Below are 23,049 nucleotides of genomic sequence, written 5' to 3'. Positions count from 1 at the left end.
ATGGTGCGCTTCATAGTATCAATACTATTAGGTGCTGCAGCTACGTTCCTTCTGTTCGCTTTCATGGCTTTTTTGATTAGCGGCGGTGAGGGACGTAACGAAGGTCCACCACCGACTGCACCGATTGAAATTGTGACGAATCCACCGGATTCGGATGTGGATCAGCGTCGTCGTACGCCTCCACCACCGCCTCCGCCGCCACAACAGCCGCCTGAGACGCCGCCTAACGAACCTGATACTTCAGATTCAGAAGGCTTAAATTTAGACTTAGGTTTTGATGTTGATGTTGGTGGTACGGATTCAGGTTTTGATGCCAGTGGTGCGATGATTCGCGATGGTGAAGCAACGCCGATTGTGCGAATCAACCCACGTTATCCGCCAGCGGCGCAACGTGATGGCATTGAAGGTTACGTAGTGCTTAGTTTCACTATCGATGAAACCGGTGGTGTGACTGATGTGGAGGTTATTGATTCGAACCCGCGTCGGGTATTCGATCAAGAAGCTCGCCGAGCACTATTACGCTGGAAGTACAAGCCGAAGGTAGTTGATGGTAAAGCTGTGCGTCAGCCTGGCCAAACTGTACAACTAGACTTCAATATGGGTGAGGAGGGATAACGATGATGCACAAGAAGCTCGTAGCCTTAGCTAGCGCTGGTGTATTGTTTGCGGCTTTAGCGGTAACCCCAGTTACTGCTTCAGCGCAAGACGTTAACTACAACTTGCCTACCGCTGAAGAAATTCAGAAACGCAAAGACTCGCGTCGTAACGAAGCGATTTCAGAGCGTATCGGTCGTCGCGTCATGGCGGCGGTTGAGTTGTACGAAGCAGGCGATGCCAATGGTGCGATTGCAGAACTTAAAGATTTATCGATTCGTTCTGATCTTGATCAAGCCTTTGTAAATCGCTTGTTAGGTAGCTTGTATGCGGGTAACGACCAGTTAGACGAAGCTCTGCCTTTGGTGAAAGCCGCGGCCGATGCTGATATCTTAGGCTGGAACGACCAAGCCACTGCATTAAAGCTAACAGCTGACTTGAGCCTGCAATTAGAGCAATACAACCAAGCGATTCAGTATTATGGCAAATGGTTGCAATTCTCTGGCGAAGCAGACCCGGATGTATTTTTACGTATTGCTAACGCTTACTACGAGATGAAGCAATTCGACAAAATCATTCAACCAGCTGATTTAGCTATTCGTAACTACGAAGAGCCTAATAAGAACCCTTATGTTCTTAAAGTAGCTTCTTATTACGAACGCAAAATGTACAGCGATGCAGTTAAAGTACTAGAAGCCGGTTTGAAAGTTATTCCTGACGAGAAAAACTGGTGGAATCAGTTAGGTATGATGTACTTGCTGGAAGAGAGAATCGACAAAGCTCTGCAAACTCTTGAGGTTGCATACTTAGCCGGTTATTTCGACAAAGAAAGCCAGTACAAAGCCTTGATTCAACTGTACGGTAACAACGAGATTCCATATAAAGCAGCAAGCTTAATGGAAAAACACCTAAACAATGGTGATCTCGAGCCGACTGCACGTTTGTGGCAAAATGCTGCGCAAAACTATGACCAAGCGCGTGAATATAAGCGTGCTGCGGCCCTATACGGTAAAGCGGCAGAGTTAGAAGAAACTAACGCTGACAAAGCAACCCAATATCGTCGCCAAGGTACTTCATATTTGCGTGCAGAAATGTACACTCAAGCAGCTGCTGCCTACAGTAAAGCATTAGACTTAGGCATTGAAGAACGCGGTGCTGTGTATATGTCATTAACTGAAGCTTATTTTTATCAGAATAAGTTCAGCCAAGCTTTGGCATCAGTTAAAGAAGCACAGAAGTTTGAAAACGAACGTCGCTCAGCACGTAGCTGGGAACAATACATTCGTTCTAAAGCCAGTAACCGTGGCGTTAAGCTGTAAGGCTTAAGCTTTCAGGTTCGTTAGATAATGAAAACCCCGCCTGGTGCGGGGTTTTTTTTGCTATGGCAATCTATTTCGAACTTTAACTCGCTATGCTAGTCTATACTCAGTAACAAGATTTTTTTTCAATCGTCATTAATCACTTGGAGTTATCCTTATGAAAGCACTACAAACGTCAGTTACTTTAGCTGTAGGAGCCTTGTTAGCAAGTGCTGCTGCACCCGCGGCGCAAGCTAATCCGTTTGGTTTTAGTGAATTGCCTAGTGGCTACCAGCAAGCAGCTCAGCAACAGCAAGAAATGCGTGGCGGTGGTAAAGACAAGGCTAATAAAAAAGCCGACAAAGAAATGAAATGCGGCGAAGGTAAATGTGGTGAAGCCGATCAAGAAAAGCGTGCTAAACATCAAGCTGAAGGTAAATGTGGTGAGGGCAAATGTGGCGAAGCCATGAGTGAGAAAATGCGCGAAAAAATGCGCGAAAAAATGGATGCCAAAAAGAAAGGTAAAACTGAGCAAGAAATGAAATGCGGCGAAGGCAAGTGCGGCGAGCAACGCTAACGCCTAACCCCATACCCTCCTTAGGATTAGGCTTACGGCGGGAATTTTTAGACCAGGTTTTGACGGAGCTACCCGCCGTGGCTCAATGGGAAATTGCACCAGAGAACTGGATGGGGCGCGGTAATTTGGCTGAATACCAGTTAGATTATCTGCGCGACCATTATCCCATCAGCAGCCATGGGTTATCGCTATCCATTGGCAGCCAAGATCCTTTAGATGAGACTTTTTTGCTGCGCCTCAAGGCGTTCTTAGATAGGTTTAGTATCAACCGCTACAGTGAACACCTGAGTTACTGCTCGGTCGGTGGCCATTTGTATGATCTGTTGCCGATCCCCTTTACCGAAGCCGCTGCCGAACACGTGATTGCGCGGGTGCGGCGGGTACAAGAAATTATTGAGCGACCGTTGGTACTCGAGAATATTTCGTATTACGCGAGTGCTGCTACGGAACTGGATGAATTGAGTTTTATTAAGCGCATTTTGCAAGGCGCAGATTGTGAGCTCTTGCTTGATGTTAACAACGTTTACGTTAATAGCATCAATCATGGTTACGATGCGCGCCAATTTATTCGTGGATTACCAAGCTCGCGCATCACTTATGGCCACATTGCGGGGCATCATGAAGAAGCTCCCGATTTACTCATAGATACCCACGGTGCCGGGGTAAAACCAGCAGTGGTGGAGTTATTGCATTTAGCTCAGCAGGTTCATGGGCCGTTTGCGGTGGTACTAGAACGAGATTTCAATATTCCTCCCTTGGGAGAGCTTCTTAACGAGCTGTATGAGCTTGATCAACAGCTGCAACCCCTCGGTGAGGCGCTGCATGACAAGTAACAAATCGAGTCCTGATTGGCGCGAGCTGCAGCAACAGTGGGCAGCCGCTATCCGCAATCCTAACCAAGTTAGCTTGGCAGGCGTTGAACCTCGGCGTTTAGCTGTGTATCAGCGCTTGGTTTTTAATAACATAGATAGTTTTATCAGCCGTGGCTTCCCGGTATTGCGACAGTTGCACAATGAGCAGCAATGGCAACAACTGATTTATCAATTTATGCAGCAACACGCCGCGCAGTCGCCGCTGTTTGCCGATATCGGACGTGAATTTGTGGCTTTTGCGCAGCAAACGTTACCCGCGGTGTGGGCTCAGTTGGCGCAATACGAGCGGATGGAAGTTGACGCTTTGTATGCCGAGGTGGATTATCAGTTGTTGCACGCTACTAACGCCGCGGCCGAACCTGCACTGACTGCTAACGAGTTACTCGATGGGGTGCAATTCCGGGTGAATCCAAGTGCCCAACTGGGAGTCTTTCAGTACCCTGTGCAGCAAGTGAGTGCGGCTAACCCACAACCGCCTGCCGCAGCTGAACCTGTGTGCTTGGTGGTTTATCGTGAGTTGACCTCGCAGCCTCATTGGCAGCAACAGGAAGCTGTCAAATTTATGCAACTAACGCCGCTTACAATGGTGTTGCTGGAGACCCTCCAGCAAGCTAACGGCAGCACTTTGCGTGCTGCTTTGGCCAGTCTACAGCCCTACGCCGTCGGCTATCAACCAGAGCAACTAGAGCAAGCCTTAGTGACAGTGGTTGACGGGTTAATGCAGCGTTGTGTGTTGTTCCTTGCGGCCGAATGAAGTATGATCCGCCCCGCAAAATTTTAGTCAGTGAGGATGTATTTTATGGCACATAATGAAGATTTCCGAGACGAATCGGGCGTAAAAATGGGCTGGCTTGCGGTAATTACGTTTGTTGCCGTACCGGTTTTACCTGCGGTATTGGCGTGGTATAAATTTTTTGCAGCGTAAGCTGTAACGATTGAAAGGCACGTTATGTCTCTTGAACTTTTGTTGGTTGAGGATAAGCCAGCAACCCAGGCTCAGTTGCTACAGATTCTTGTACAGAGCCAATTCTCGGTGAGTTGCGCCAATGATGGCCTTGATGGGCTTAACCGAGTAAAGAATAAGCACTTTGACGTGATTTTAGTTGACCATAAAATGCCCCTCATGGATGGCATGGCGTTGATTAAAAATATTCGTCAACTTCCTGCCTATAAGCAAACCCCGGTAATCTTGATGACCACGCAAGATGTTAATCAGGTAGCCGGGTTAGCTGAAAAAGCTGGGGCTAATTTGTGCTTGGCTAAACCGATTGCAGCTGACCGTTTATTGGGGTTACTGCAAGATTTAGCTAGTACCATTCACAACCCGAAGCAGCTTACCGTATAAATTATCGCCTGCTAAGGCAGCATCGGCTGAGGGCAGGCGCATTGAGGGTAATTCACCATGCAATTAACCGATCATATTCGCGCCATTCCTGATTACCCCAAGCCGGGTGTTGTGTTTCGTGACATCACGCCGTTATTGGCCGATGGGGCTGCATTTAAGCATACCGTAGATACTTTGGTAGCACGTTATCGCGACCAAGGTATCACTAAGATTGTTGGAATTGAGGCTCGTGGCTTTATTTTTGCAACAGCGCTTGCCTATGCGCTGGGTGTTGGCTTTGTGCCGCTGCGTAAGCCGGGCAAATTACCACGCCAAGTAGTGAGTCAGCGTTATGCACTCGAATACGGTGAAGATGAGCTACAACTGCACGCTGATGACATTACCGCTACCGACAAGGTGCTGATCATTGATGATTTGCTCGCCACGGGTGGTACCGTGTTAGCCGCGGTAGCCTTAGTGCAGGCCTTGGGAGCCGAAATTGTGGAATGTAGTTTCGTGATCACCCTGCACGATTTACCCGGTGCTGAACGGCTAAACCAAGCGCAGATTCCATACTATACCCTGTGCGAGTTTTAGGGTAACTTAGGGGCTTTAGTTATCGGCTTCTTTTAACCAGCGGACAAGCGAATAGACATGAGTTATCAGGTTTTAGCACGGAAATGGCGACCGCGTAATTTTGCTCAGGTAGTAGGGCAGCAGCATGTACTCAAACCCTTGTTTAACGCCCTTAAAACAGGGCGGTTGCACCATGCTTGGTTGTTAACCGGTACCCGTGGGGTAGGTAAAACAACCATAGCTCGTATTCTTGCCAAGAGTCTTAACTGCGAGCAAGGTATTACCGCTGAACCCTGCGGCACTTGTAGTGCTTGTGTGGCGATAGAACAAGGGCGTTTTGTCGATCTTCTAGAGATAGACGCGGCCTCACGTACCAAAGTTGAAGATACCCGCGAACTACTCGATAACGTGCAATATGCCCCTACTCAAGGGCGTTTTAAAGTGTACCTGATAGATGAAGTGCACATGCTCTCTCGGCATAGCTTTAATGCCTTGCTTAAAACCTTAGAAGAACCGCCTGAGCACGTGAAGTTTCTGCTTGCTACCACAGATCCGCAAAAGCTCCCCATTACGGTACTGTCACGTTGCCTGCAGTTTAACTTGAAGGCTTTGAGCCGCGATGAGATTGCCAACCATCTACAGCAGGTGCTTAGCGCCGAACAGATCCCGTTTGATGCCGATGCTATTCAAGCATTAGCGCGGGCTGCTCAAGGTAGTTTGCGTGATGCTCTTAGTTTAACTGACCAAGCTATAGCCCAGGGTGAACAAGCTGTTACTGTGGCTGGGGTACAACAAATGCTGGGTAGTGTGCCTGGCTATGAGGTGGCACAGCTGTTGCAACAAATAGTGGCGGGAGATGCTGCTGGGATGATGCAAACGCTAGATAATGTGGCCAGCCAAGTTCCAGACTTAGCCGGTTTACTGCCCGAATTACAGCAGACAGTGCAGCAAATGGCCCTGTTCCAAGTGGTACCTCATAGTGCTTGGGTCACCCAACTGGATGAACAAGCTCAGCAGCTCGCTGGGCAGCTAGCAGCTGAACTGCTGCAAGTTTTTTATGACATCCTCGTACAAGGGCGCCGTGATTTAGCACTCGCTGCCGATGTGCGCAGTGGTGTTGAAATGACCTTATTGCGGCTGCTAGCTTTTCGGCCGCAATCGTTAGAAGTGAATGAAACCCCAGCTGTGACGGGGGCTAGCGCGACTGTAAAAAAGCCCCAAGCGGCCAGCGCAACTGAGTCAGTGCAGGCTGATGCGGTGTATCAGCAAACGCCTGATGGTGTCACCGATACCCAGCATCAAGTAGCTGAAAGCGCCGCGCCGCCCGATAGCAAACCAGTCGCAGCTGAGCATCAGTCTGAGCAAACTCAAGCGGCGCCGGTCACATCAGTTCAAGCGGCTGACGATGACGAGATCCCAGCTTATTTAGGGGACGATGACGATGATGACGACGACCGTTTTGCTGATTTTGCGGAAGCACCACGTGCGACTCATGCTGCAAACACAGCTGCAAGCAGTGCTACAAGCACAGCCCCGGTAGCAGCGCCGTCAGTATCAGCAAAGTCAGTATCCGATGACGCCGCTACAGCGCAGCCAGCTGCCGGCCCAGCGGCAACGACGCCGGCGGCAAGTAGCAAACCTGATTTAGCAGCGTTGATGGCCACTCGTGCGGCACTGGTTGAAAAACAGCAAAGCTCTAAACAGCCAACGTCAGCCAGTGCAGCCGCGCCAGAGCTAGCGGCGCCAGCAGAATCAGCTAGTTCAGCAGCAGAAGCGCCAGCAGAACAAGCCCGAGGAGTGGCGCCTGTAGCAACACCAGCAGACTCAGCTAGTTCAGCAGCAGACGCGCCAGCAGAACAAGCCCGAGGAGTGGCGCCTGTAGCAACCCCAGCAGAATCAGCTAGATCAGCAGCAGAAGCGCCAGCAGAACAAGCCCGAGTAGTGGCGCCTGTAGCAACGCCAGCAGAACCAGCTCGTTCAGCAGCAGAAATACCAGCAGCAGAAGCGCTAGCAGCAGGAGCACCAGCACCAGAACCAGCGGCGACAACCGAACCAGCTACACCAGCGGCACCAGCGGCACCAGCTCAACCAGCGGCACCAGCACAACCAGCGAACGCTGGTTTAGCGACGCCGGCTGTGAGTACCTTGCAATTAGATCAGCTGGAATTAGCGCCACAGGTGCGCTTGGCAGCTGAAATTGATGGTTGGGCGGCGATGATAGATCATTTAGAATTACATGGCTTGACCAGGCAGTTAGCTCGTAATGGTAATTTACAAAAGACCGCCCAAGGGCACGTGTTAGTTTGCCAGAAAAACTGGGCCTATCTCTTGAATGACGCAGCCATCGATACTATTAAACAGGGGATGTTGGCGCAATTTGATATTCAATTGTTAGATGTGGTGATTGGCGATACTCAGCAAGCTACGCCAGCAGAAATTCAACAGTACATAGATGCGCAGCGATTAGCGCGTGCAAAACAAACCTTGCAGCAAGATCCTGTAGCTCAACAATTAGCGCAAGTCTTTGGCGCAGAGTTACAAGAAGACTCGGTGCAACCCGAATAACCAAACGAAGAGGTAGTTATGTTTAAAGGTGGTGGTTTAGGAAACATGATGAAGCAGGCGCAGAAAATGCAAGAGCGCATGCAACAAGTGCAAGCTGAAATCGCGAGTATGGAAGTAGTAGGTGAAGCGGGCGCTGGTCTGGTTAAAGTAACCATGCTGGGCAATCATAACGTACGCCGCGTTGCCATCGATCCTAGCTTGATGAGCGATGACGACCAAGAAATGTTGGAAGATCTGATTGCTGCGGCAGTAAATGACGCAGTGCGCCGGGTAGAGCAAACCAGCAAAGAAAAGATGGCTGAAGTAGCTGGCGGCATGAACTTGCCACCTGGCTTTAAGATGCCGTTTTAAGACACAGGTATTCAGATGCAATTAAGTCCGGCAATACAAGAGCTCATTCAAGCCTTAAAGGTGCTCCCTGGGGTCGGTCCGAAAAGTGCCCAGCGGATGGCGTTTCAGCTGTTGGAACGTCAACGCGAGGGGGCACAGCGGTTGGCGCAAGCACTAACGCAGGCAGTCGAAAAAGTAGGTCATTGTAACGATTGTCGGACGTTAACTGAGTCGCCGCAGTGCGTGATTTGCGCCCACCCCGCACGGCAACAAAGTGGCATGTTATGCATTGTTGAAACCCCTGCCGATGTGCTGGCGATTGAGCAAACGGGGCAGTATCAAGGACGCTATTTTGTATTGATGGGACATTTGTCGCCGCTCGATGGGATTGGTCCGGAAGATATAGGTTTAGATGTGTTGGCACAACGGCTAAGTAGCGAAGCTATCCAAGAAATCATTCTGGCGACCAATCCGACTGTCGAAGGTGAAGCTACAGCGCACTACATTGCTGAGTTGGCGCGCCAAGCCCACATTAAGACGTCGCGCATCGCTCATGGGGTGCCCGTGGGTGGTGAACTTGAGTACGTTGACCAAGCTACCTTAGGTCATGCCTTTTCTGGGCGAAAAATTATCGAAGCAAACTAGCCAAAGGTGCTTGAAATCTCAAGCACCATCCCCATCTCTGCTGTAGTGTTTAACCAAATAGTGCAGGAGAGACCACTATGGCGGAGACCCGTCAAGCAGAAACCCACGGTTTTCAAACCGAAGTGAAGCAGTTGCTCCACTTAATGATTCATTCATTATATTCCAACAAAGAGATTTTTCTGCGGGAACTCGTTTCCAATGCATCGGATGCTGCGGATAAGTTGCGCTTTAAGGCGCTTAGCGATGGCAGCCTACTGGCCGATGACGGTGAGTTATGGGTGCGCGTAAGTGCCGATAAAGACGCAGGAACTATTACTATCAGCGATAACGGCATTGGCATGACTCGTGAAGAAGTGATGACCAATCTGGGTACAATTGCGAAATCTGGTACTGCAGACTTCTTCAGCCAATTATCTGGTGATCAAGCCAAAGATAGCCGCTTAATTGGGCAGTTTGGGGTAGGTTTCTACTCTGCTTTTATTGTCGCTGATAGCGTTACCGTACGGACCCGCGCAGCAGGCGCGAGCGCTGATGAAGGGGTGGAATGGACCTCACGTGGTGAAGGTGAATTTGATATTGCGGTTATCCAAAAAGCAAAACGCGGCACCGATATCATTTTGCATGTACGCGATGATGCCAAGGAATTTTTAGACGAATGGCGGTTAAAGAGCATCATCACCAAATACTCAGATCATTTGAGTATTCCGGTGCAAATGCCGAAGCGCGATGATGACGATAAGCACACAGGTTGGGATAGTGTCAACTCGGGTCAAGCTTTATGGACTCGCGATAAAAGCGAGATCACTGACGACGAATACAAAGAGTTTTATAAAACGGTAGCCCACGACTTTGATGAGCCGTTACTCTGGAGTCATAACAAAGTTGAGGGTACCAGCGAGTACACCAGCTTACTCTATATTCCTAAGCGTGCGCCATGGGATTTATGGAACCGCGACCAGCAACATGGCATTAAGCTATATGTGAAGCGGGTGTTCATCATGGACGACGCCAAGCAGTTGATGCCAACTTACTTGCGGTTTGTGCGTGGTTTGATGGATTCAGCTGATTTGCCACTCAACGTGTCGCGTGAAATCCTACAAGACAATAAGATCACGCGCTCAATGCGTAACGGTAGCACCAAGAAAATCTTGAGCATGCTGAGCAAGTTAGCTAAAGACGAGCCAGACACTTATCAAGAGTTCTGGAATACCTTTGGTACTGTGCTCAAAGAAGGCCCGGCCGAAGATAGCGCTAACCAAGAAAAAATCGCAAGTTTATTGCGCTTTGCTTCGACCCATGAAGATCAGCGCGAAGCTCGAGTTAGCTTAGATGCTTACCTTGAGCGTATGCCTGAGAAGCAAGACAAGATCTACTACATTGTCGCCGATAGCTACGAAGCTGCGCGAGATAACCCAGCCCTTGAGATTTTCCGTCAAAAAGGGATTGAGGTGTTGTTGTTATCAGAGCGTATTGATGAGTGGTTAATGAGCCACCTGAGCGAATACAAAGAAAAACCGTTCCAATCAGTAACGCGCGGTGATTTAGATTTAGGTGAGTTAGATGACGCTGAGACCAAGCAAAAACATGAAGCTGCAGAAAAGTCGTTTAAACCGCAATTAGAGCGTTTTGAAAAGGCGCTTGGCGACCAGATCAAAACGGTTCGGGTGACCCATCGGTTAACTCAATCACCGGCTTGTATTGTCACTGATGACAACGATATGAGCACGCAAATGGCGAAGCTGATGGAAGCTGCAGGGCAACCGGTGCCAGAAACCAAGTATATTTTCGAAATTAATCCAGAACATACGTTGGTACAAAGGATCACTGCGCTCACCGATGAGCAACGCTTTGCTGAATGGGCTCATTTATTGCTTGATCAAGCAACGTTAGCTGAGCGTGGCAGTCTGAAAGATCCTGCGCAGTTTGTGACCCGCTTAAATCGGTTGATGTTAGAACTAACCGAATAATAGCTGTGCAACCGAGCATTGTCCGACCAAAGTCGGCAATGCTCGGACTTGTAAAGGTGCGAGCCAGCAGGTAAAGTTCGCATTTATTCGTTGGCAAAACACACACAAGTTAAAAGAGGTTGTTCATGCGCATTATCTTGTTGGGCGCTCCAGGCGCAGGGAAAGGTACTCAAGCGCAGTTTCTGATGAAAACGTTTGGGATTCCACAGATCTCAACCGGAGACATGTTGCGAGCTGCAATTAAAGAAGGTACCCCACTAGGTCAACAAGCCAAGGCTATTATGGATGCTGGCAAGCTGGTATCTGATGATATTATGATTGGCTTAGTGAAAGAGCGAGTTGCCCAAGCTGATTGCGCCAACGGCTTCTTACTCGACGGTTTTCCGCGCACCATCCCGCAAGCTGATGGCATGCATGCTGCTGGTATTGATGTGGATGTGGTACTTGAGTTTGCAGTCCCAGATGAGGTAATTGTGGAACGCATGGGCGGCCGTCGAGTGCATCCAGGTTCTGGTCGGGTCTATCATGTGCAGTACAATCCACCGCAAGTAGCCGGAAAAGATGACGAAACCGGTGAAGATCTGGTGATTCGTGATGATGATAAAGAAGCCACGGTACGCAAACGCCTAGCAATTTATCATGAACAAACCGAGCCTTTGGTAGCATATTATCGTAAACTAGCCGAACAAGGTAAAACGGCCTTCCACAAAATTGATGGAACCCGTGATGTTGAGGTTATCAGTGCCGAGTTAGGTGAGCTGTTAAGTTAGCTTTAACCGGTCAATAATAATCAAAAAGCCCGCCTTGTGTGGGCTTTTTTTATAATAAAAATTAGGAGCCACCATGGACATGAACTTATCTGTAAGTCTGCTTTATGCGGGTTTGCTAACCTTGCTTTATATCGTGCTAGCCATCGACATTATTCGTCTGCGTTGGCGTCATCGGGTGGGTATTGGTACCGGCAATGCACAAGATTTAGAAGTTGCGGTGCGTATTCATGGTAATTTTTCTGAGTACGTACCACTGAGCTTGCTGTTGTTAGTACTGATGGACTTAACCGGTGCGTCTGCGAGCTTATTACACGGGCTTGGAGCCTTGTTATTCGTGGCGCGAATTGGCCATGCCTTAGGGCTTAAATTGAGTATTGGAACCTCGTGGGCGCGCACTGTGGGTGTGCTTGGTACCTTTATTACCTTAATGCTGCAAGCCGGCTACATGATTGGTTATTTTGTTGGGCAGGTGCTATGAGCGAGTTAGCTGGAGTTTATCGTAGTGGTACCGCGGGCCAGCCAGTATTGGTGCTACTGCATAGTTCACAGAGCAACAGTGGCCAATGGCGGGCGTTACAAACCCAATTACAAGCAGAGTACGATATCATCGCCATCGACTTGCTGGGCTATGGACAAGCGCCTGCGGTTGCAACTGGGGTAGAGCCTGAAGCCTTTCGCTTTAGCGACGAAATGCCGCGAGTGATAGAAGCCTTACAGCACTATCAGATAACCCAACCGGTAACCTTAATTGGTCACTCTTATGGGGGTGCTTTGGCGTTAAAGTTAGCGTTAGAACAACCCTTTGTTGTTGACCGTGTGGTGCTGTTTGAGCCGGTGGCATTTCATGTCTTAGACCATCAAGACCCAGCGCGAGCTGAAATTGATGCCATTGCTGCACAAATGGACCAGTATGATGCGCAGGCAGCTACCCGTAATTTTGTCGATTATTGGAATGAACCAGGCTACTTTGACGCGTTACCTGATAAAATTAAGCGCCTAATGATTGCTCAAGCAAGTAAAGTCGCCATGGACTTTTCAGCGTTGATGGGCGAGCCCCATAAATTACAAGATTACCGCCACGTGCAGCAGCCGTTACTCCTGTTGCAAGGTGCAAGTACTCAAGCTAGTGCGAAGCAAGTGGCGCAGCAACTGTTGCATGTGTTACCCCATGCCACTACGGTTACTTTACCCTGCGGGCATATGGGGCCATTAACCCATGCTGCATTAGTGAACCAGCAAATCATCGAGTTTTTACAACAGACGAGTTAGAGTCAGGTGAGCTATCAACCGCCGTTACAGCAATTTGAGTTCTGCCAGTACCAACCGGAGCTGGCCTATTTTGATAGTGCTGCCAGTTGCCAAGTACCGCAATCGGTATTAACCAAGCTACTGGATTATTATCAACACCAGCATGCTAATGTGCATCGTGCTAGTTATGCACGCGGGCGGGCTGCTACCCAGTGCTATGAGCAAGCGCGACGAGATTGCGCCCAAGCGATTGGGGCAACTGCTGCGCAGGTGAGCTTCCAGGCCTCCACCACCAGTGCCTTGAACGGTTTGGCGCAGCAGCTACCGGTAGCTTGGCAGGCGGGGGATGAAATTTTGCTAAGTAGTGCTGAGCATCATGCCAACATCCTGCCGTGGCAGCGTTTGGCTGCTCAACATGATTTACGACTGCGATTTATTAGCCTTGATAGAGCAAGTGGTGAGTTGGGTGAATGGCAACACTTATTGGGGCCGCGCACCAAGGTGGTCAGTCTTACCTTAGCTAGCAATATTACCGGAACTCGATTTGCGCTCGAGCCGATTTTGGCGGCAGCCCAGCAGCAAGGGGCTTGGACCATTGTGGATGCGGCCCAAGCCGTTGCTCATGAGCAGCTGGCAGTAACGCAGTTGGGCGCCGATGCGGTGGTGTTCAGTGCGCATAAGGCCTACGGTGTCGCCGGCTGTGCGGTGTTGTGGTTAAGCCAAGCTTTACTTGCTGCCAGTGAACCTTTTACGGTGGGTGGTGGTATTGTCACTAGCGTAACTAAAAGCCACGCCAATTTGGTCACAGGTATTCATAAATTTGAAGCTGGCACCCCTAACGTGGGCGCAGCGGTTGCTGCTGCCAGTGGCTTAGCTTGGTTACAGCAACAGCAGCAATTGGGCTTGCATGATTATTTACAAGCGCTACGGCAGCAGTTGTGGCAACAGTTGCAGCAGCGTGCTTGGTTAACCTTATTACCCACGGGTAAACAGCATACCCCAGTGATTGCTTTTTACAGCGATGAGTTTCAGGCCCACGACATCGCCACTTGGTTAGATCAGCACCAGATTGCGGTACGTGCAGGGCACCATTGCGCGCAAATCTTATTGCAAGATTGGCAGTTACCAGCGGTAGTCAGGGTGTCTTTAGCAGCGTACAATACGCCCGCGCAAATTGAGCGGTTAGTAGCGGCACTCGATGCTGGTTGGCAATTATTTGCCGACTAAGCCGCCGCTGACGAACCTGCCAGTGCCTGCATGTTTTGCCTTTTTCTTTGTTAGGAGAGTAGTACCTTGAACCAGCAAGCCAGCCCGGTTGCGTCACACTGGTGGACAGAATCGAAAAAATTAGCTCGGTTAACGGGCCCTATCCTGATCGCTCAATTAACGCAGATGTTAATGAGCGTGGTGGATACCTTGATGGCGGGGCGGGTGAGTGCCACCGATTTAGCCGCGGTATCGGTTGGTGGTAGCATTTGGGTTCCTTCTACCCTCATTATTATGGGCATGGCGTTGGCGCTAGCCCCTATCATTTCGCATTTAGATGGTGGTGGTAAGCAGCGTAAAGTTGCCAATATGGTGCAGCAGGGTATTTACGCTGCCATGTTGGGTGGCGCTTTGTGCTTTATCGTGATCATGTGTGCACCTTTGATCCTCAATGCCATGAGTGTTGAAGATAATTTCCGCGATATCACCTTAGATTATCTGATGTATGTAGCCACAGCGATACCTGCCTTGGTGATCTACATGGTGTTGCGAAATTTCTGTGAAGGCTTGTCGCATACCATGCCCAGCTTAGTGGTGGGGATTATTGGTTTAATCGTGAATATTCCAGTTAACTACGTCTTTATTTACGGTGTAGGCGGTTTTCCTGAGCTTGGTGGTGCCGGTTGTGGCGTCGCTACCAGTATTGTGATTTGGGTGATGGCGCTAAGCATGGTGCTGTATGTAAGCTTAGCTAAGCGCTTCAAAAAAATCGGGGTGTTTAAGCGCTGGCATGCGCCAAACTGGGATGATGTTTGGTACATAGTGCGTATTGGCTTTCCGATTGCGACCTCGATGTTTTTTGAGGTGAGTCTGTTTGCCGCCGCAGCCTTAGTGATAGCACCCTTAGGTGCAACCGTGGTGGCCAGTCATCAGATCGCATTAAATATTTCGTCGTTGGTGTATATGGTGCCGCTGAGTTTATCCATGGCTGTTACCTTGCGGGTAGGCTTTGCGTTGGGCGCTGGTAATCCAGCAAACGCGATGCTCAGTCATAAGTTAGCCACCTTGTATGGGATGACCTTTGCCGCCGTCAATGGCTTGATTATGTACATTACCGGGGCTTGGTTAGCTGGGCTCTACACCGATGATCAAGCGGTGATCCAGTTGGCTGCAACCTTGATGGGGCTGGCTGCTATTTTTACCCTGTCGGACACCTTTCAAGCGATTGCAATAGGCACCTTGCGTGGCTACAAAGATACCAAAGTGGTGATGTTTATTACCTTTGTGTCGTACTGGCCACTAGGCTTAACCGTGGGTATCTTATTGTCATTAACGGATACCATAGTGCCTTCTATTGGTGCTGCTGGTATGTGGGTTGGCTTTATTGTGGGTTTATCGGTGGCAGCGGTGCTGCTAACTTGGCGCTTGCGGGTTGTGAGCCGCCGCTACAATGAGCAGCACGGGCTGAGTTTAACTCAGCATCCGCACGCTTAATTCAGTATCGGCATAGCAGCGCAAGGTTAGTATCAGCCTGCGCTGCTAGTGCCAGGCGCTATGATGAAGTAGAAGCCGGCTGATGCCGTTTTTGCAACACAGCTAACACATCATTCAAACTTAAATCGCGGGCGGCTAATACCACCAGCAGGTGATAGAGCAGATCGGCACTTTCATTGAGCAATTCGTGATTGTCACCGGCCGTGGCAGCAAGTGCTACTTCAACCCCTTCTTCTCCTACTTTCTGTGCCGCGCGTTTGATGCCAGCGGCAAACAAGCTGGCAGTATAACTGCTGCTCGGATCTGCATTGCGGCGCGAACTGATGGTATCCATCAGGGTTTGCAACATCGGCGTTGACTGCTCATCGCTAAAACAGCTGCGGCTACCTAGATGACAGGTAGGGCCGAGCGGTAGCGCCTGAATAAGCAAACTATCCTGATCACAATCGGTATGCACACTAACTACTTGCAAAAAGTGTTCAGAGCTTTCGCCTTTGGTCCATAGCCGCTGTTTGCTGCGGCTAAAAAAAGTCACTCGCTGGTGGCTTAGCGTGTGCGCTAAAGCCTCACTGTTCATGTAGCCTTGCATTAACACTTCGCCACTTAGGGGATGTTGTACCATGGCTGGTAACAACCCATCCGCAGCTTTACTAAAATTTACGACAGCTTGATTGGCTGGAGTAATAAGCATAACTCAGTATCCTTGTGCATGGGTACAAGCGGCGCTTGCGTTAGCGTCGTACCACAATGTCTTGCGTAGCTAAATAATCTTTTAACTCGCTAATTTCTATAATGTTCTTGTGAAAGACCGAGGCCGCCAAAGCGCCATCGACAGCAGCTTGCTGAAACACCTCAGCAAAGTGTTCTTTGGCACCCGCGCCACCCGATGCAATCAGTGGAATAGGGCAACTACGGCGTAGCGTTTGCAACTGGGCAATATCGTAACCTTTGCGCACGCCATCTTGGTTCATGCAGTTTAGCACCACTTCGCCAGCGCCTCGTGCGACCACTTCCGCCAACCAATCAGCCGTTTGCCAACGGGTCTTCTGAGTACGTTGCTCGTCACCAGTAAACTGATAAACCTGATAGGTTTGGCTTTCGCTGTCAAAAAAACTATCAATGCCAATCACAATACATTGTTGTCCAAACTCATCGACCAGTTGATTGATTAAGTCGGGATTTTGCAGTGCTGGCGAGTTAATCGATAGTTTATCAGCGCCCATAGCTAACAGCTGTTGCGCTTGCTCAATCGAGCTAATGCCACCGGCTACGGTAAAGGGGATATCGATCAGACGCGCCACCCGTTCTACCCAGGATTTATCAATCACGCGGGCATCGGCCGACGCGGTGATATCGTAAAAGACTAACTCGTCAGCTCCGGCCGCAGCATAGCGCTCGGCAAGTGGTTCGATAGCGCCAATAATTTCGTGATTACGAAATTGCACGCCTTTGACGACTTCGCCATTGCGCACGTCTAAACAGGGGATGATGCGTTTGGCCAGCATGCGAGCGCCTCCTTCAACGTAAATCGACCGGTGAGCAGCGCTTTACCAAGAATCGCGGCATCGCATTGGTTGGCTTGTAACTGCTCTAAATCGGTTAAATCAGCAATCCCACCCGAGGCTTGAATCACTAGGCTAGGGTAGGCTTGTTTGAGCCGCTGATACAGCTCGACATTGGTGCCCGTTAACATGCCATCACGGCTGATGTCGGTGCACAACACATGACGCAACCCTACCGGTAAATACTGCTCAATCATTTGCTCCAAGGTTAGCTCGGATGATTGCTGCCAACCGTGGGTAGCGACCCAAGCTTGGCCGTCAGCGTCAATATTCACATCCAATGCCAGCACAATGGCATCGCTGCCATAGTGGCTGAACCAGTGTTGCACCAAGGCTGGTTGTTTCACCGCCACCGAACCTAACACCACTCGCTGCACGCCACAAGCAAACAGTTGTTCAAGGTCGGCTTGGGTACGAATACCGCCACCTACTTGTACCGACATGCTGGTTGCAGCGGTGATTTTTTGCAGCAGTTGTAACTGTCGTTGGGCGGGATCACGGGCACCATCTAAATCGACTAAATGCAACCATTGAGCACCGGCTGCTTGGTAATCAGCAACGATCGGTAGGGGATCACTAGCAAAGGTTGTTTGTCGAGCAAAATCACCTTGTTGTAAACGCACGACCTCGCCGTTAATTAAATCAAGTGCGGGTATCAGCATCAGTTAGCTCCAAAAAGTTCTTAAGGATGGTGGCGCCCGCAGCTCCCGATCGTTCCGGGTGAAATTGAGCACCAAAAAAGTTACCGCTTCTGACCATGGCAGCAAAGGTTTGGCCGTAGTGACAACTTGCGATGGTATGGGCACTCACGGCCACCGCAAAACTGTGCACAAAATAAAAATAACTGGCATCAGGCAAACCAGCTAAGAGCGGGTTGTCGGCACGGCCATCCACGGTGTTCCAACCCATGTGCGGTAACGGCAAATCTGCTGCTTGTAAGCGCTCGGTTCGAGTCGGAATAATACCGAGGCAATCAACATCACCTTCGGCTGATGCCGTGGTTAACAGCTGCATCCCCAAGCAGATACCCAACACCGGCTGTTGTAACTGCCGCAGGGTATCAACGAGTTCCAGTCGTTGTAAGTTGCGCATGGCGGCGGCGGCGGTGCCGACCCCGGGTAAAATCACCCGGTCAGCACTATTAATCTGAGCCGCATCGGCGGTTACCAGCGGGCTTACGCCTAGGCGTTCAAATGCAAAGCGCACTGAGCTGATGTTAGCACAGGCGGTATCTACGATGACTAGGCTTGGCTTACTCATGCCAGCATCCCCTTACTCGAAGGTAGGCTTTGTTCGCCCGTGCGCGCGATAGCAGCTCTTAGTGCCCGGCCAAACACTTTGAATAGACTTTCAACCTGATGATGACTGTTACCCTCGGTGGTGCTTAAGTGGAGTGATATCGCCATGGCATCGCTTAATGAGCGGAAGAAGTGGCCGACCATTTCGGTCGATAATTCACCTACTTTGTCACGGCTAAAATCGGCCTCAAATTGCAGGTAAGGACGACCAGAAAGATCGATCAAACATTCTGCGCGACACTCATCCATCGGTAAGGCAAAACCAAATCGGCCGATACCACGCTTGTCGCCTAGAGCTTGGCGTAACGCCTGGCCGAAAGCCAGAGCCGTATCTTCCACAGTGTGGTGCTCATCAATGTGCAAATCACCCTGTACCTGCAGGTTGAGGGCAAAACCAGCGTGGGTGGCTATTTGCTCCAACATGTGGTCAAAAAAGCCAATTCCAGTGCTGATGCTAATAGGCTGGCTGGCATCTAAATCGAGCTCAACTAAAATATCGGTTTCGCGGGTGGTGCGTTGTACCTTGGCTTGTCGTGGCTTGGCCAATAACTGGTGGGCGATAGTCGCCCATGAAGTTGTGGCTGGGTCATATTTGATGCCTTGAATCCCCATATTTTCAGCCAGTTGTAGGTCGGTATCACGGTCCCCAATAACATATGACTGAGTGAAATCGACACGGCCTTGTTGCAAATAGTCTTTGACCAAGCCCAGGGCCGGCTTACGACAACTACAGGCCTGCTCCGCAAAGTGTGGACAAATCAAGACGTCGTCAAAACGTATGCCTTGTGAGCTAAACACGTCCATCATTAAGTTGTGGGGCGCATCAAAATCCGCTTGTGGAAAGCTGTCGGTGCCTAAGCCATCCTGATTAGACACCATCACCAAACGATAGCCAGCTTGCTGTAATTGCAGTAAGGCCGGGATCACGCCAGCTTCAAATTTAAGCTTGGCTAAACTATCAAGTTGTTTATCAATCGGCGGCTCTTCTACCAACGTGCCATCGCGGTCGATAAATAAAATTTTCTGGGCTGCTGAACTCATGGAAATACCTTCAATAATTGGTCCATTTCGGCGGCGCTACCAATGCTGATGCGCACGCTGTTGGCCAGTCCTAATTGCTGCGACTGATTACGAATTAAAATACCCGCAGCGGCAAAGTGCGCTACGATCGCGGCCGCATCTGTTACTGTGAGCAACACAAAATTGGTACAGCTGGGCCAAATCTTAGTCACCCAGCTGGCATCTGCTAGCGCTGCTAGCAATCGCTCGCGCTGGGTGTTGGTTGCTACTACCTGTTGCTGCATGGCGTTGATGGCAGCATCAGATAATGCTTGTGTGGCGATAGCTACCGTCGTTTGTGGCAACGGATAAGGGGCAATCACCTTGCGTAAGGCTTCAATGATATCTGTGGGCGCTAAGGCAAAGCCGCAGCGAATACCGGCCAGACCAAAGGCTTTTGATAGCGTTCTTAACACCACCAATTGCGGGTACTGCTGCAACCATGAGCTCACTTCATTTAGAGCCTGTACAGAGCTTGCTGCGGCAAACTCAATGTAGGCTTCGTCAACCACTACAATAGCATGTTCGCCTACTTGCTGTAGCAACTGCTGCAACGAGTCTAGGGTTAAGTTATTGCCGAGCGGGTTAGAGGGATTGCAGACAAAAATAAGTTTTACGGTTTGCGCTGCCGTTTGTATTTGCTCAAGGATGGCCGGAACATCCAATTGTTGTTGTTGCAGCGGCACGCTAATTACCCCAGCACCGTGCGTTTGCGCACTGATGGCATACATACCGTAGGTGGGGGGGCAAATGACGATGCTATCGCGACCAGGTTCGCAAAAGGTACGAATCAGCAATTCAATGGCTTCATCGCTGCCACGACAACAGAGTACTTGCTCGGCGCTAACCCCAGCGTAACTGGCGTAGGCCTGATTGAGAGCTGCGCTTTGAAACGATGGGTAACGATTGAGATCGCTACCGCTCATGGCGTTATCAGCTACGGCGGCTAATGGGGTGCTGGGAGCTTCGTTAGCATTCAGCCACACATTGCCACCACTCATGCTGCGGCGTGCCGAGGCATAAGGCGTTAACTGGGCGAGGTGAGCTCGCTGTAATTTGCTGGCCAAACTCATACTGATTGCTCCAACCGAATACTAACCGCACGGGCATGGGCTGATAACCCTTCGGTTTCAGCAAGATCGATAATAGCGTTAGCAAGACCAGCTAAGCCGGCTTGGCTAACCCGTTGTAAGGTGTAGCGCCGATAAAAATCTAACAAACCAAGGCTACTGTAATTGCGCGCAAAGCCGTAAGTAGGTAACACGTGATTAGTACCGGTGGCATAATCGCCGCCAGACTCTGGCGTGTAATGGCCGACAAAAATCGACCCAGCATGGGTTAACTGCGCTAAATAATCTTCAGCACTATCTAACTGCACTGATAAGTGCTCAGGGGCATATTGCTGGCTAATGGCGATGGCTTCGGCAAGGTCGCTGACTTGAATGAGGGCGCTACCAGCAAGAGCTCGACGGGCAATGTCCGCGCGCGGTAACTGCTCTAATTGTTCGGATAAAGCCAGCGTGACTTGCTCCAATAACTGTGCCGATGGAGTTAGCAAAATCACCTGCGAATCAGCACCGTGCTCGGCTTGAGATAATAAATCAGCCGCCACAAAGGCCGGATTAGCGCTGTCATCGGCAATCACCAACAGCTCAGAAGGCCCTGCTGGCATATCAATTGCTGGGCCCCCCGGAATCTGAGCAACTAATTGTTTGGCAGCGGTAACATAGCTGTTGCCCGGGCCAAAAATTTTCGCCACCGGCGCCATGCTTTCGGTACCCAGCGCTAGCGCTGCGATAGCTTGTGCTCCGCCACAGCGATACACCTCGGTGATACCACATTTTTGCGCCACGTACATCAGAGCTGGAGACAGCTGACCGTTGCGATCCGGTGGGCTGACTAATACCCGGCGTGGATTATTTGCAAGTTGCGCCGGTACGCCTAACATTAATGCGGTAGATGGCAGTACAGCCGTGCCACCAGGAATATAAAGGCCAACTGCTTGTAACGCGTGATATTGTTGGGTGCAGCTCACCCCCGGGGCAGTTGTTACGGTAACCGCCTGCGGCTGTTGCGCTTGGTGAAACGCATAAATGGTCTGATAGGCCGTATCAATGGCTGCTTTAACTTGTGGCTCTACTAAGGCGGCTTGGGCAGCAATTGCCGCCTCGTCGTAACGCAGCTCAGTTAAGCACGGGCAATCAAATTCTTGGGTGTACTTGAGCACCGCAGCATCGCCGTCATTGGCAACCGCATCAATGATCGCTTGCACCTGGCTAAGTAGCTCGGCTGATTGTGCTTGAGCAGGACGTGCCAGCAACTGACGTTGCTGGTCGGCCGTGAGCTGTTGCCAAATAACTTGTTGAAGTTGTGCCATAACTTAACCCATCATTTTTTCAATTGGTAAGACTAAAATGGAACTACAGCCGATGGCTTTAAGTTGTTCCATGGTTTCCCAGAATAAGGTTTCGGTGCTCACCACGTGCACTGCCACGAGTTCTTCGGTGTGGCTTAACGGCAGTACGGTAGGGCGCTCAGCGCCAGGCAGTAACTGAACAACTTGCTCGAGTTGCGCAACCGGAGCGTGCAGCATGATGTACTTGCTTTCTTTCGCCATTTGCACGCCATCGATGCGCGGTAGCAATTGATCAACGATAGCTTGCTTGGCCGCAGGCAGGCTACCAGGGCGTTGAATTAACTGTGCTTGCGAGCGGAAGATGACTTCTTTTTCGATCAAGCCGTTGGCTTCTAAGGTGGCGCCGGTAGAGACTAAATCACAAATTGCATCGGCTAATCCGGCACGTGGAGCGACCTCAACACTACCGGTAAGAATAGCGTTGCTGGCGCTGATACCTTGTTGCTGTAAGTAATTTTGCAACAGATAGGGGTAGGTGGTGGCAATGCGTTTGCCCTGTAAATCCGCTAACCCTTGATAATTGTCTTCTTTGGGAACCGCAATGGATAATCGGCATTGGCCAAATTCTAGTGCCCGCAGGCGAGTAAAATCATAACTGATGTTGGTAGCTTTACGCTCTAAACGAACTTCTTCCAGCACATTTTCGCCGACCAAGCCAAGATCAACCACCCCATCCATCACTAAGCCCGGGATATCGTCATCACGTACGCGCAACAAATCAACCGGTTGGTTACTGCTGTGCGCAAGTAAACGGGCCTCGTGCAGACTGAAGCGAAAGCCACAGGCTTGCAGTAGGGCAATGGATTCCGTGCTTAAACGACCTGATTTTTGAATGGCGATGGTTAATCGCTGTGAACTTTTATCTACAACCATAATATTCTCCAAATAAAAACCCCGCGAAGGATTGCCTTGCGGGGTTCTAGTTCGGAGAAGGCAATCCCAAATGAAATGAGTTAGCCTTCAGCACACAAAACTGGGCTAACGATATCTATGATGATGGTGGTGCCAGTTTTGCTTGGTCATAATGTACTCCATTAAATTACCAGTGTGTGCTCAATGATGCTGATGAAAGAGGTTTGAAGATTAAAAAGCAGGCATGTTACCGTTCTACTATGAAACCGTCTTTCTCATCAATTCGTGGCTTTATTGTATAGAAAAATGTGACGCCATCAAGCCTAAATTTATTGGATTATTAAATTTCCTGTCTGTAAGTTGTATAACTTTGTTGTGGCGGTTAAATGAGCCGGT

The 23,049-nt window shown here is 49.9% G+C and carries 25 protein-coding genes; 17 read left to right on the top strand and 8 right to left on the bottom strand.

All coding sequences use genetic code 11. The annotated features are described in order from the left end of the window. The 17 genes from NOG12_RS05760 to NOG12_RS05680 all read left to right on the top strand — a co-directional run bounded on the left by NOG12_RS05760 (position 1) and on the right by NOG12_RS05680 (position 15,466). A complete protein-coding gene (locus NOG12_RS05760; RefSeq protein ID WP_313932678.1) occupies positions 1 to 615 on the top strand; it encodes an energy transducer TonB in 615 nt (204 codons plus the stop codon). Between the two features lie 2 nt (positions 616 to 617). Then, positions 618 to 1,913: a tetratricopeptide repeat protein gene (locus NOG12_RS05755; RefSeq protein WP_258306500.1), complete on the top strand. Its 1,296-nt coding sequence runs from the start codon at positions 618 to 620 to the stop codon at positions 1,911 to 1,913. 157 nt (positions 1,914 to 2,070) lie between these two features. Further along, the gene (locus NOG12_RS05750; protein WP_313932677.1) at positions 2,071 to 2,469 is read left to right on the top strand and encodes an HvfA family oxazolone/thioamide-modified RiPP metallophore; all 399 of its coding nucleotides are present in this window, start codon (positions 2,071 to 2,073) and stop codon (positions 2,467 to 2,469) included. Next, positions 2,436 to 3,302: an HvfB family MNIO-type RiPP peptide maturase gene (locus tag NOG12_RS05745; RefSeq protein ID WP_313932676.1), complete on the top strand. Its 867-nt coding sequence runs from the start codon at positions 2,436 to 2,438 to the stop codon at positions 3,300 to 3,302. The genes NOG12_RS05750 and NOG12_RS05745 overlap by 34 nt, the downstream gene beginning before the upstream one ends. Next, positions 3,292 to 4,095, top strand: coding sequence for an HvfC family RiPP maturation protein (locus NOG12_RS05740; RefSeq protein WP_313932675.1), 804 nt, complete (start codon positions 3,292 to 3,294; stop codon positions 4,093 to 4,095). Before NOG12_RS05745 ends, NOG12_RS05740 begins: the two co-directional genes overlap by 11 nt. Before the next feature lie 45 nt (positions 4,096 to 4,140). Further along, positions 4,141 to 4,266, top strand: coding sequence for a hypothetical protein (locus tag NOG12_RS05735; RefSeq protein ID WP_313932674.1), 126 nt, complete (start codon positions 4,141 to 4,143; stop codon positions 4,264 to 4,266). A 24-nt stretch (positions 4,267 to 4,290) separates the two neighbouring features. Continuing rightward, positions 4,291 to 4,686, top strand: a complete 396-nt coding sequence (locus tag NOG12_RS05730; protein WP_313932673.1) for a response regulator — start codon at positions 4,291 to 4,293, stop codon at positions 4,684 to 4,686. A gap of 57 nt (positions 4,687 to 4,743) precedes the next feature. Next, entirely contained in the window at positions 4,744 to 5,262 is a 519-nt protein-coding gene (gene apt, locus NOG12_RS05725; RefSeq protein WP_313932672.1) for an adenine phosphoribosyltransferase, read from the top strand. Between the two features lie 57 nt (positions 5,263 to 5,319). Further along, a complete protein-coding gene (dnaX, locus tag NOG12_RS05720) occupies positions 5,320 to 7,806 on the top strand; it encodes a DNA polymerase III subunit gamma/tau (protein ID WP_313932671.1) in 2,487 nt (828 codons plus the stop codon). 18 nt (positions 7,807 to 7,824) lie between these two features. Then, positions 7,825 to 8,157 carry a YbaB/EbfC family nucleoid-associated protein gene (locus tag NOG12_RS05715; RefSeq protein WP_153826693.1) on the top strand — a complete coding sequence of 111 codons (333 nt, stop codon included), beginning with the start codon at positions 7,825 to 7,827 and terminating at the stop codon, positions 8,155 to 8,157. Positions 8,158 to 8,172: 15 nt separating this feature from the next. Beyond that, positions 8,173 to 8,781, top strand: coding sequence for a recombination mediator RecR (gene recR / locus NOG12_RS05710; RefSeq protein WP_110074714.1), 609 nt, complete (start codon positions 8,173 to 8,175; stop codon positions 8,779 to 8,781). Positions 8,782 to 8,858: 77 nt separating this feature from the next. Then, positions 8,859 to 10,748 carry a molecular chaperone HtpG gene (htpG, locus tag NOG12_RS05705; protein ID WP_313932670.1) on the top strand — a complete coding sequence of 630 codons (1,890 nt, stop codon included), beginning with the start codon at positions 8,859 to 8,861 and terminating at the stop codon, positions 10,746 to 10,748. 125 nt (positions 10,749 to 10,873) lie between these two features. Next, a complete protein-coding gene (gene adk, locus NOG12_RS05700) occupies positions 10,874 to 11,518 on the top strand; it encodes an adenylate kinase (protein ID WP_110074712.1) in 645 nt (214 codons plus the stop codon). A 79-nt stretch (positions 11,519 to 11,597) separates the two neighbouring features. Next, positions 11,598 to 11,996, top strand: coding sequence for an MAPEG family protein (locus NOG12_RS05695; protein ID WP_228759522.1), 399 nt, complete (start codon positions 11,598 to 11,600; stop codon positions 11,994 to 11,996). After that, positions 11,993 to 12,787, top strand: a complete 795-nt coding sequence (locus tag NOG12_RS05690) for an alpha/beta fold hydrolase (RefSeq protein ID WP_153826691.1) — start codon at positions 11,993 to 11,995, stop codon at positions 12,785 to 12,787. Before NOG12_RS05695 ends, NOG12_RS05690 begins: the two co-directional genes overlap by 4 nt. A 6-nt stretch (positions 12,788 to 12,793) precedes the next feature. Beyond that, on the top strand, positions 12,794 to 13,993 hold the full coding sequence (locus tag NOG12_RS05685) for an aminotransferase class V-fold PLP-dependent enzyme (protein ID WP_313932669.1): 1,200 nt from the start codon (positions 12,794 to 12,796) through the stop codon (positions 13,991 to 13,993). A 66-nt stretch (positions 13,994 to 14,059) separates the two neighbouring features. Then, on the top strand, positions 14,060 to 15,466 hold the full coding sequence (locus tag NOG12_RS05680) for an MATE family efflux transporter (RefSeq protein ID WP_258306499.1): 1,407 nt from the start codon (positions 14,060 to 14,062) through the stop codon (positions 15,464 to 15,466). Positions 15,467 to 15,524: 58 nt separating this feature from the next. On the opposite strand, the gene hisIE is transcribed toward NOG12_RS05680, so the two are convergent. From hisIE to hisG, 8 genes are read right to left on the bottom strand one after another with little or no spacing between them, the layout of a single operon-like run. After that, on the bottom strand, positions 15,525 to 16,157 hold the full coding sequence (gene hisIE / locus NOG12_RS05675; RefSeq protein WP_313932668.1) for a bifunctional phosphoribosyl-AMP cyclohydrolase/phosphoribosyl-ATP diphosphatase HisIE: 633 nt from the start codon (positions 16,155 to 16,157) through the stop codon (positions 15,525 to 15,527). Positions 16,158 to 16,197: 40 nt separating this feature from the next. Next, on the bottom strand, positions 16,198 to 16,971 hold the full coding sequence (hisF, locus tag NOG12_RS05670) for an imidazole glycerol phosphate synthase subunit HisF (RefSeq protein WP_313932667.1): 774 nt from the start codon (positions 16,969 to 16,971) through the stop codon (positions 16,198 to 16,200). Then, complete coding sequence (gene hisA, locus NOG12_RS05665; protein ID WP_110074706.1) at positions 16,941 to 17,690, bottom strand: 1-(5-phosphoribosyl)-5-[(5-phosphoribosylamino)methylideneamino]imidazole-4-carboxamide isomerase; 750 nt, start codon at positions 17,688 to 17,690, stop codon at positions 16,941 to 16,943. Before hisA ends, hisF begins: the two co-directional genes overlap by 31 nt. Next, positions 17,671 to 18,288, bottom strand: coding sequence for an imidazole glycerol phosphate synthase subunit HisH (gene hisH / locus NOG12_RS05660; protein ID WP_153826687.1), 618 nt, complete (start codon positions 18,286 to 18,288; stop codon positions 17,671 to 17,673). Before hisH ends, hisA begins: the two co-directional genes overlap by 20 nt. Beyond that, entirely contained in the window at positions 18,285 to 19,367 is a 1,083-nt protein-coding gene (gene hisB / locus NOG12_RS05655) for a bifunctional histidinol-phosphatase/imidazoleglycerol-phosphate dehydratase HisB (protein ID WP_313932666.1), read from the bottom strand. The genes hisH and hisB overlap by 4 nt, the downstream gene beginning before the upstream one ends. Then, positions 19,364 to 20,458 (bottom strand): histidinol-phosphate transaminase, encoded by a 1,095-nt coding sequence (gene hisC / locus NOG12_RS05650; RefSeq protein ID WP_313932665.1) that lies wholly within the window; start codon positions 20,456 to 20,458, stop codon positions 19,364 to 19,366. The genes hisB and hisC overlap by 4 nt, the downstream gene beginning before the upstream one ends. After that, a complete protein-coding gene (hisD, locus tag NOG12_RS05645) occupies positions 20,455 to 21,762 on the bottom strand; it encodes a histidinol dehydrogenase (RefSeq protein WP_313932664.1) in 1,308 nt (435 codons plus the stop codon). The genes hisC and hisD overlap by 4 nt, the downstream gene beginning before the upstream one ends. Before the next feature lie 3 nt (positions 21,763 to 21,765). Then, entirely contained in the window at positions 21,766 to 22,674 is a 909-nt protein-coding gene (gene hisG / locus NOG12_RS05640; RefSeq protein ID WP_153826683.1) for an ATP phosphoribosyltransferase, read from the bottom strand. Between the last annotated feature and the right edge of the window lie 375 nt (positions 22,675 to 23,049).

This window comes from Pseudidiomarina fusca (genome assembly GCF_032227045.1).
GTDB classification, from domain to species: Bacteria; Pseudomonadota; Gammaproteobacteria; order Enterobacterales; family Alteromonadaceae; genus Pseudidiomarina; species Pseudidiomarina fusca.
The sequence above is the reverse complement of the archived record's forward strand: the minus strand, read 5'-3'. Positions and strand labels throughout refer to the sequence as shown.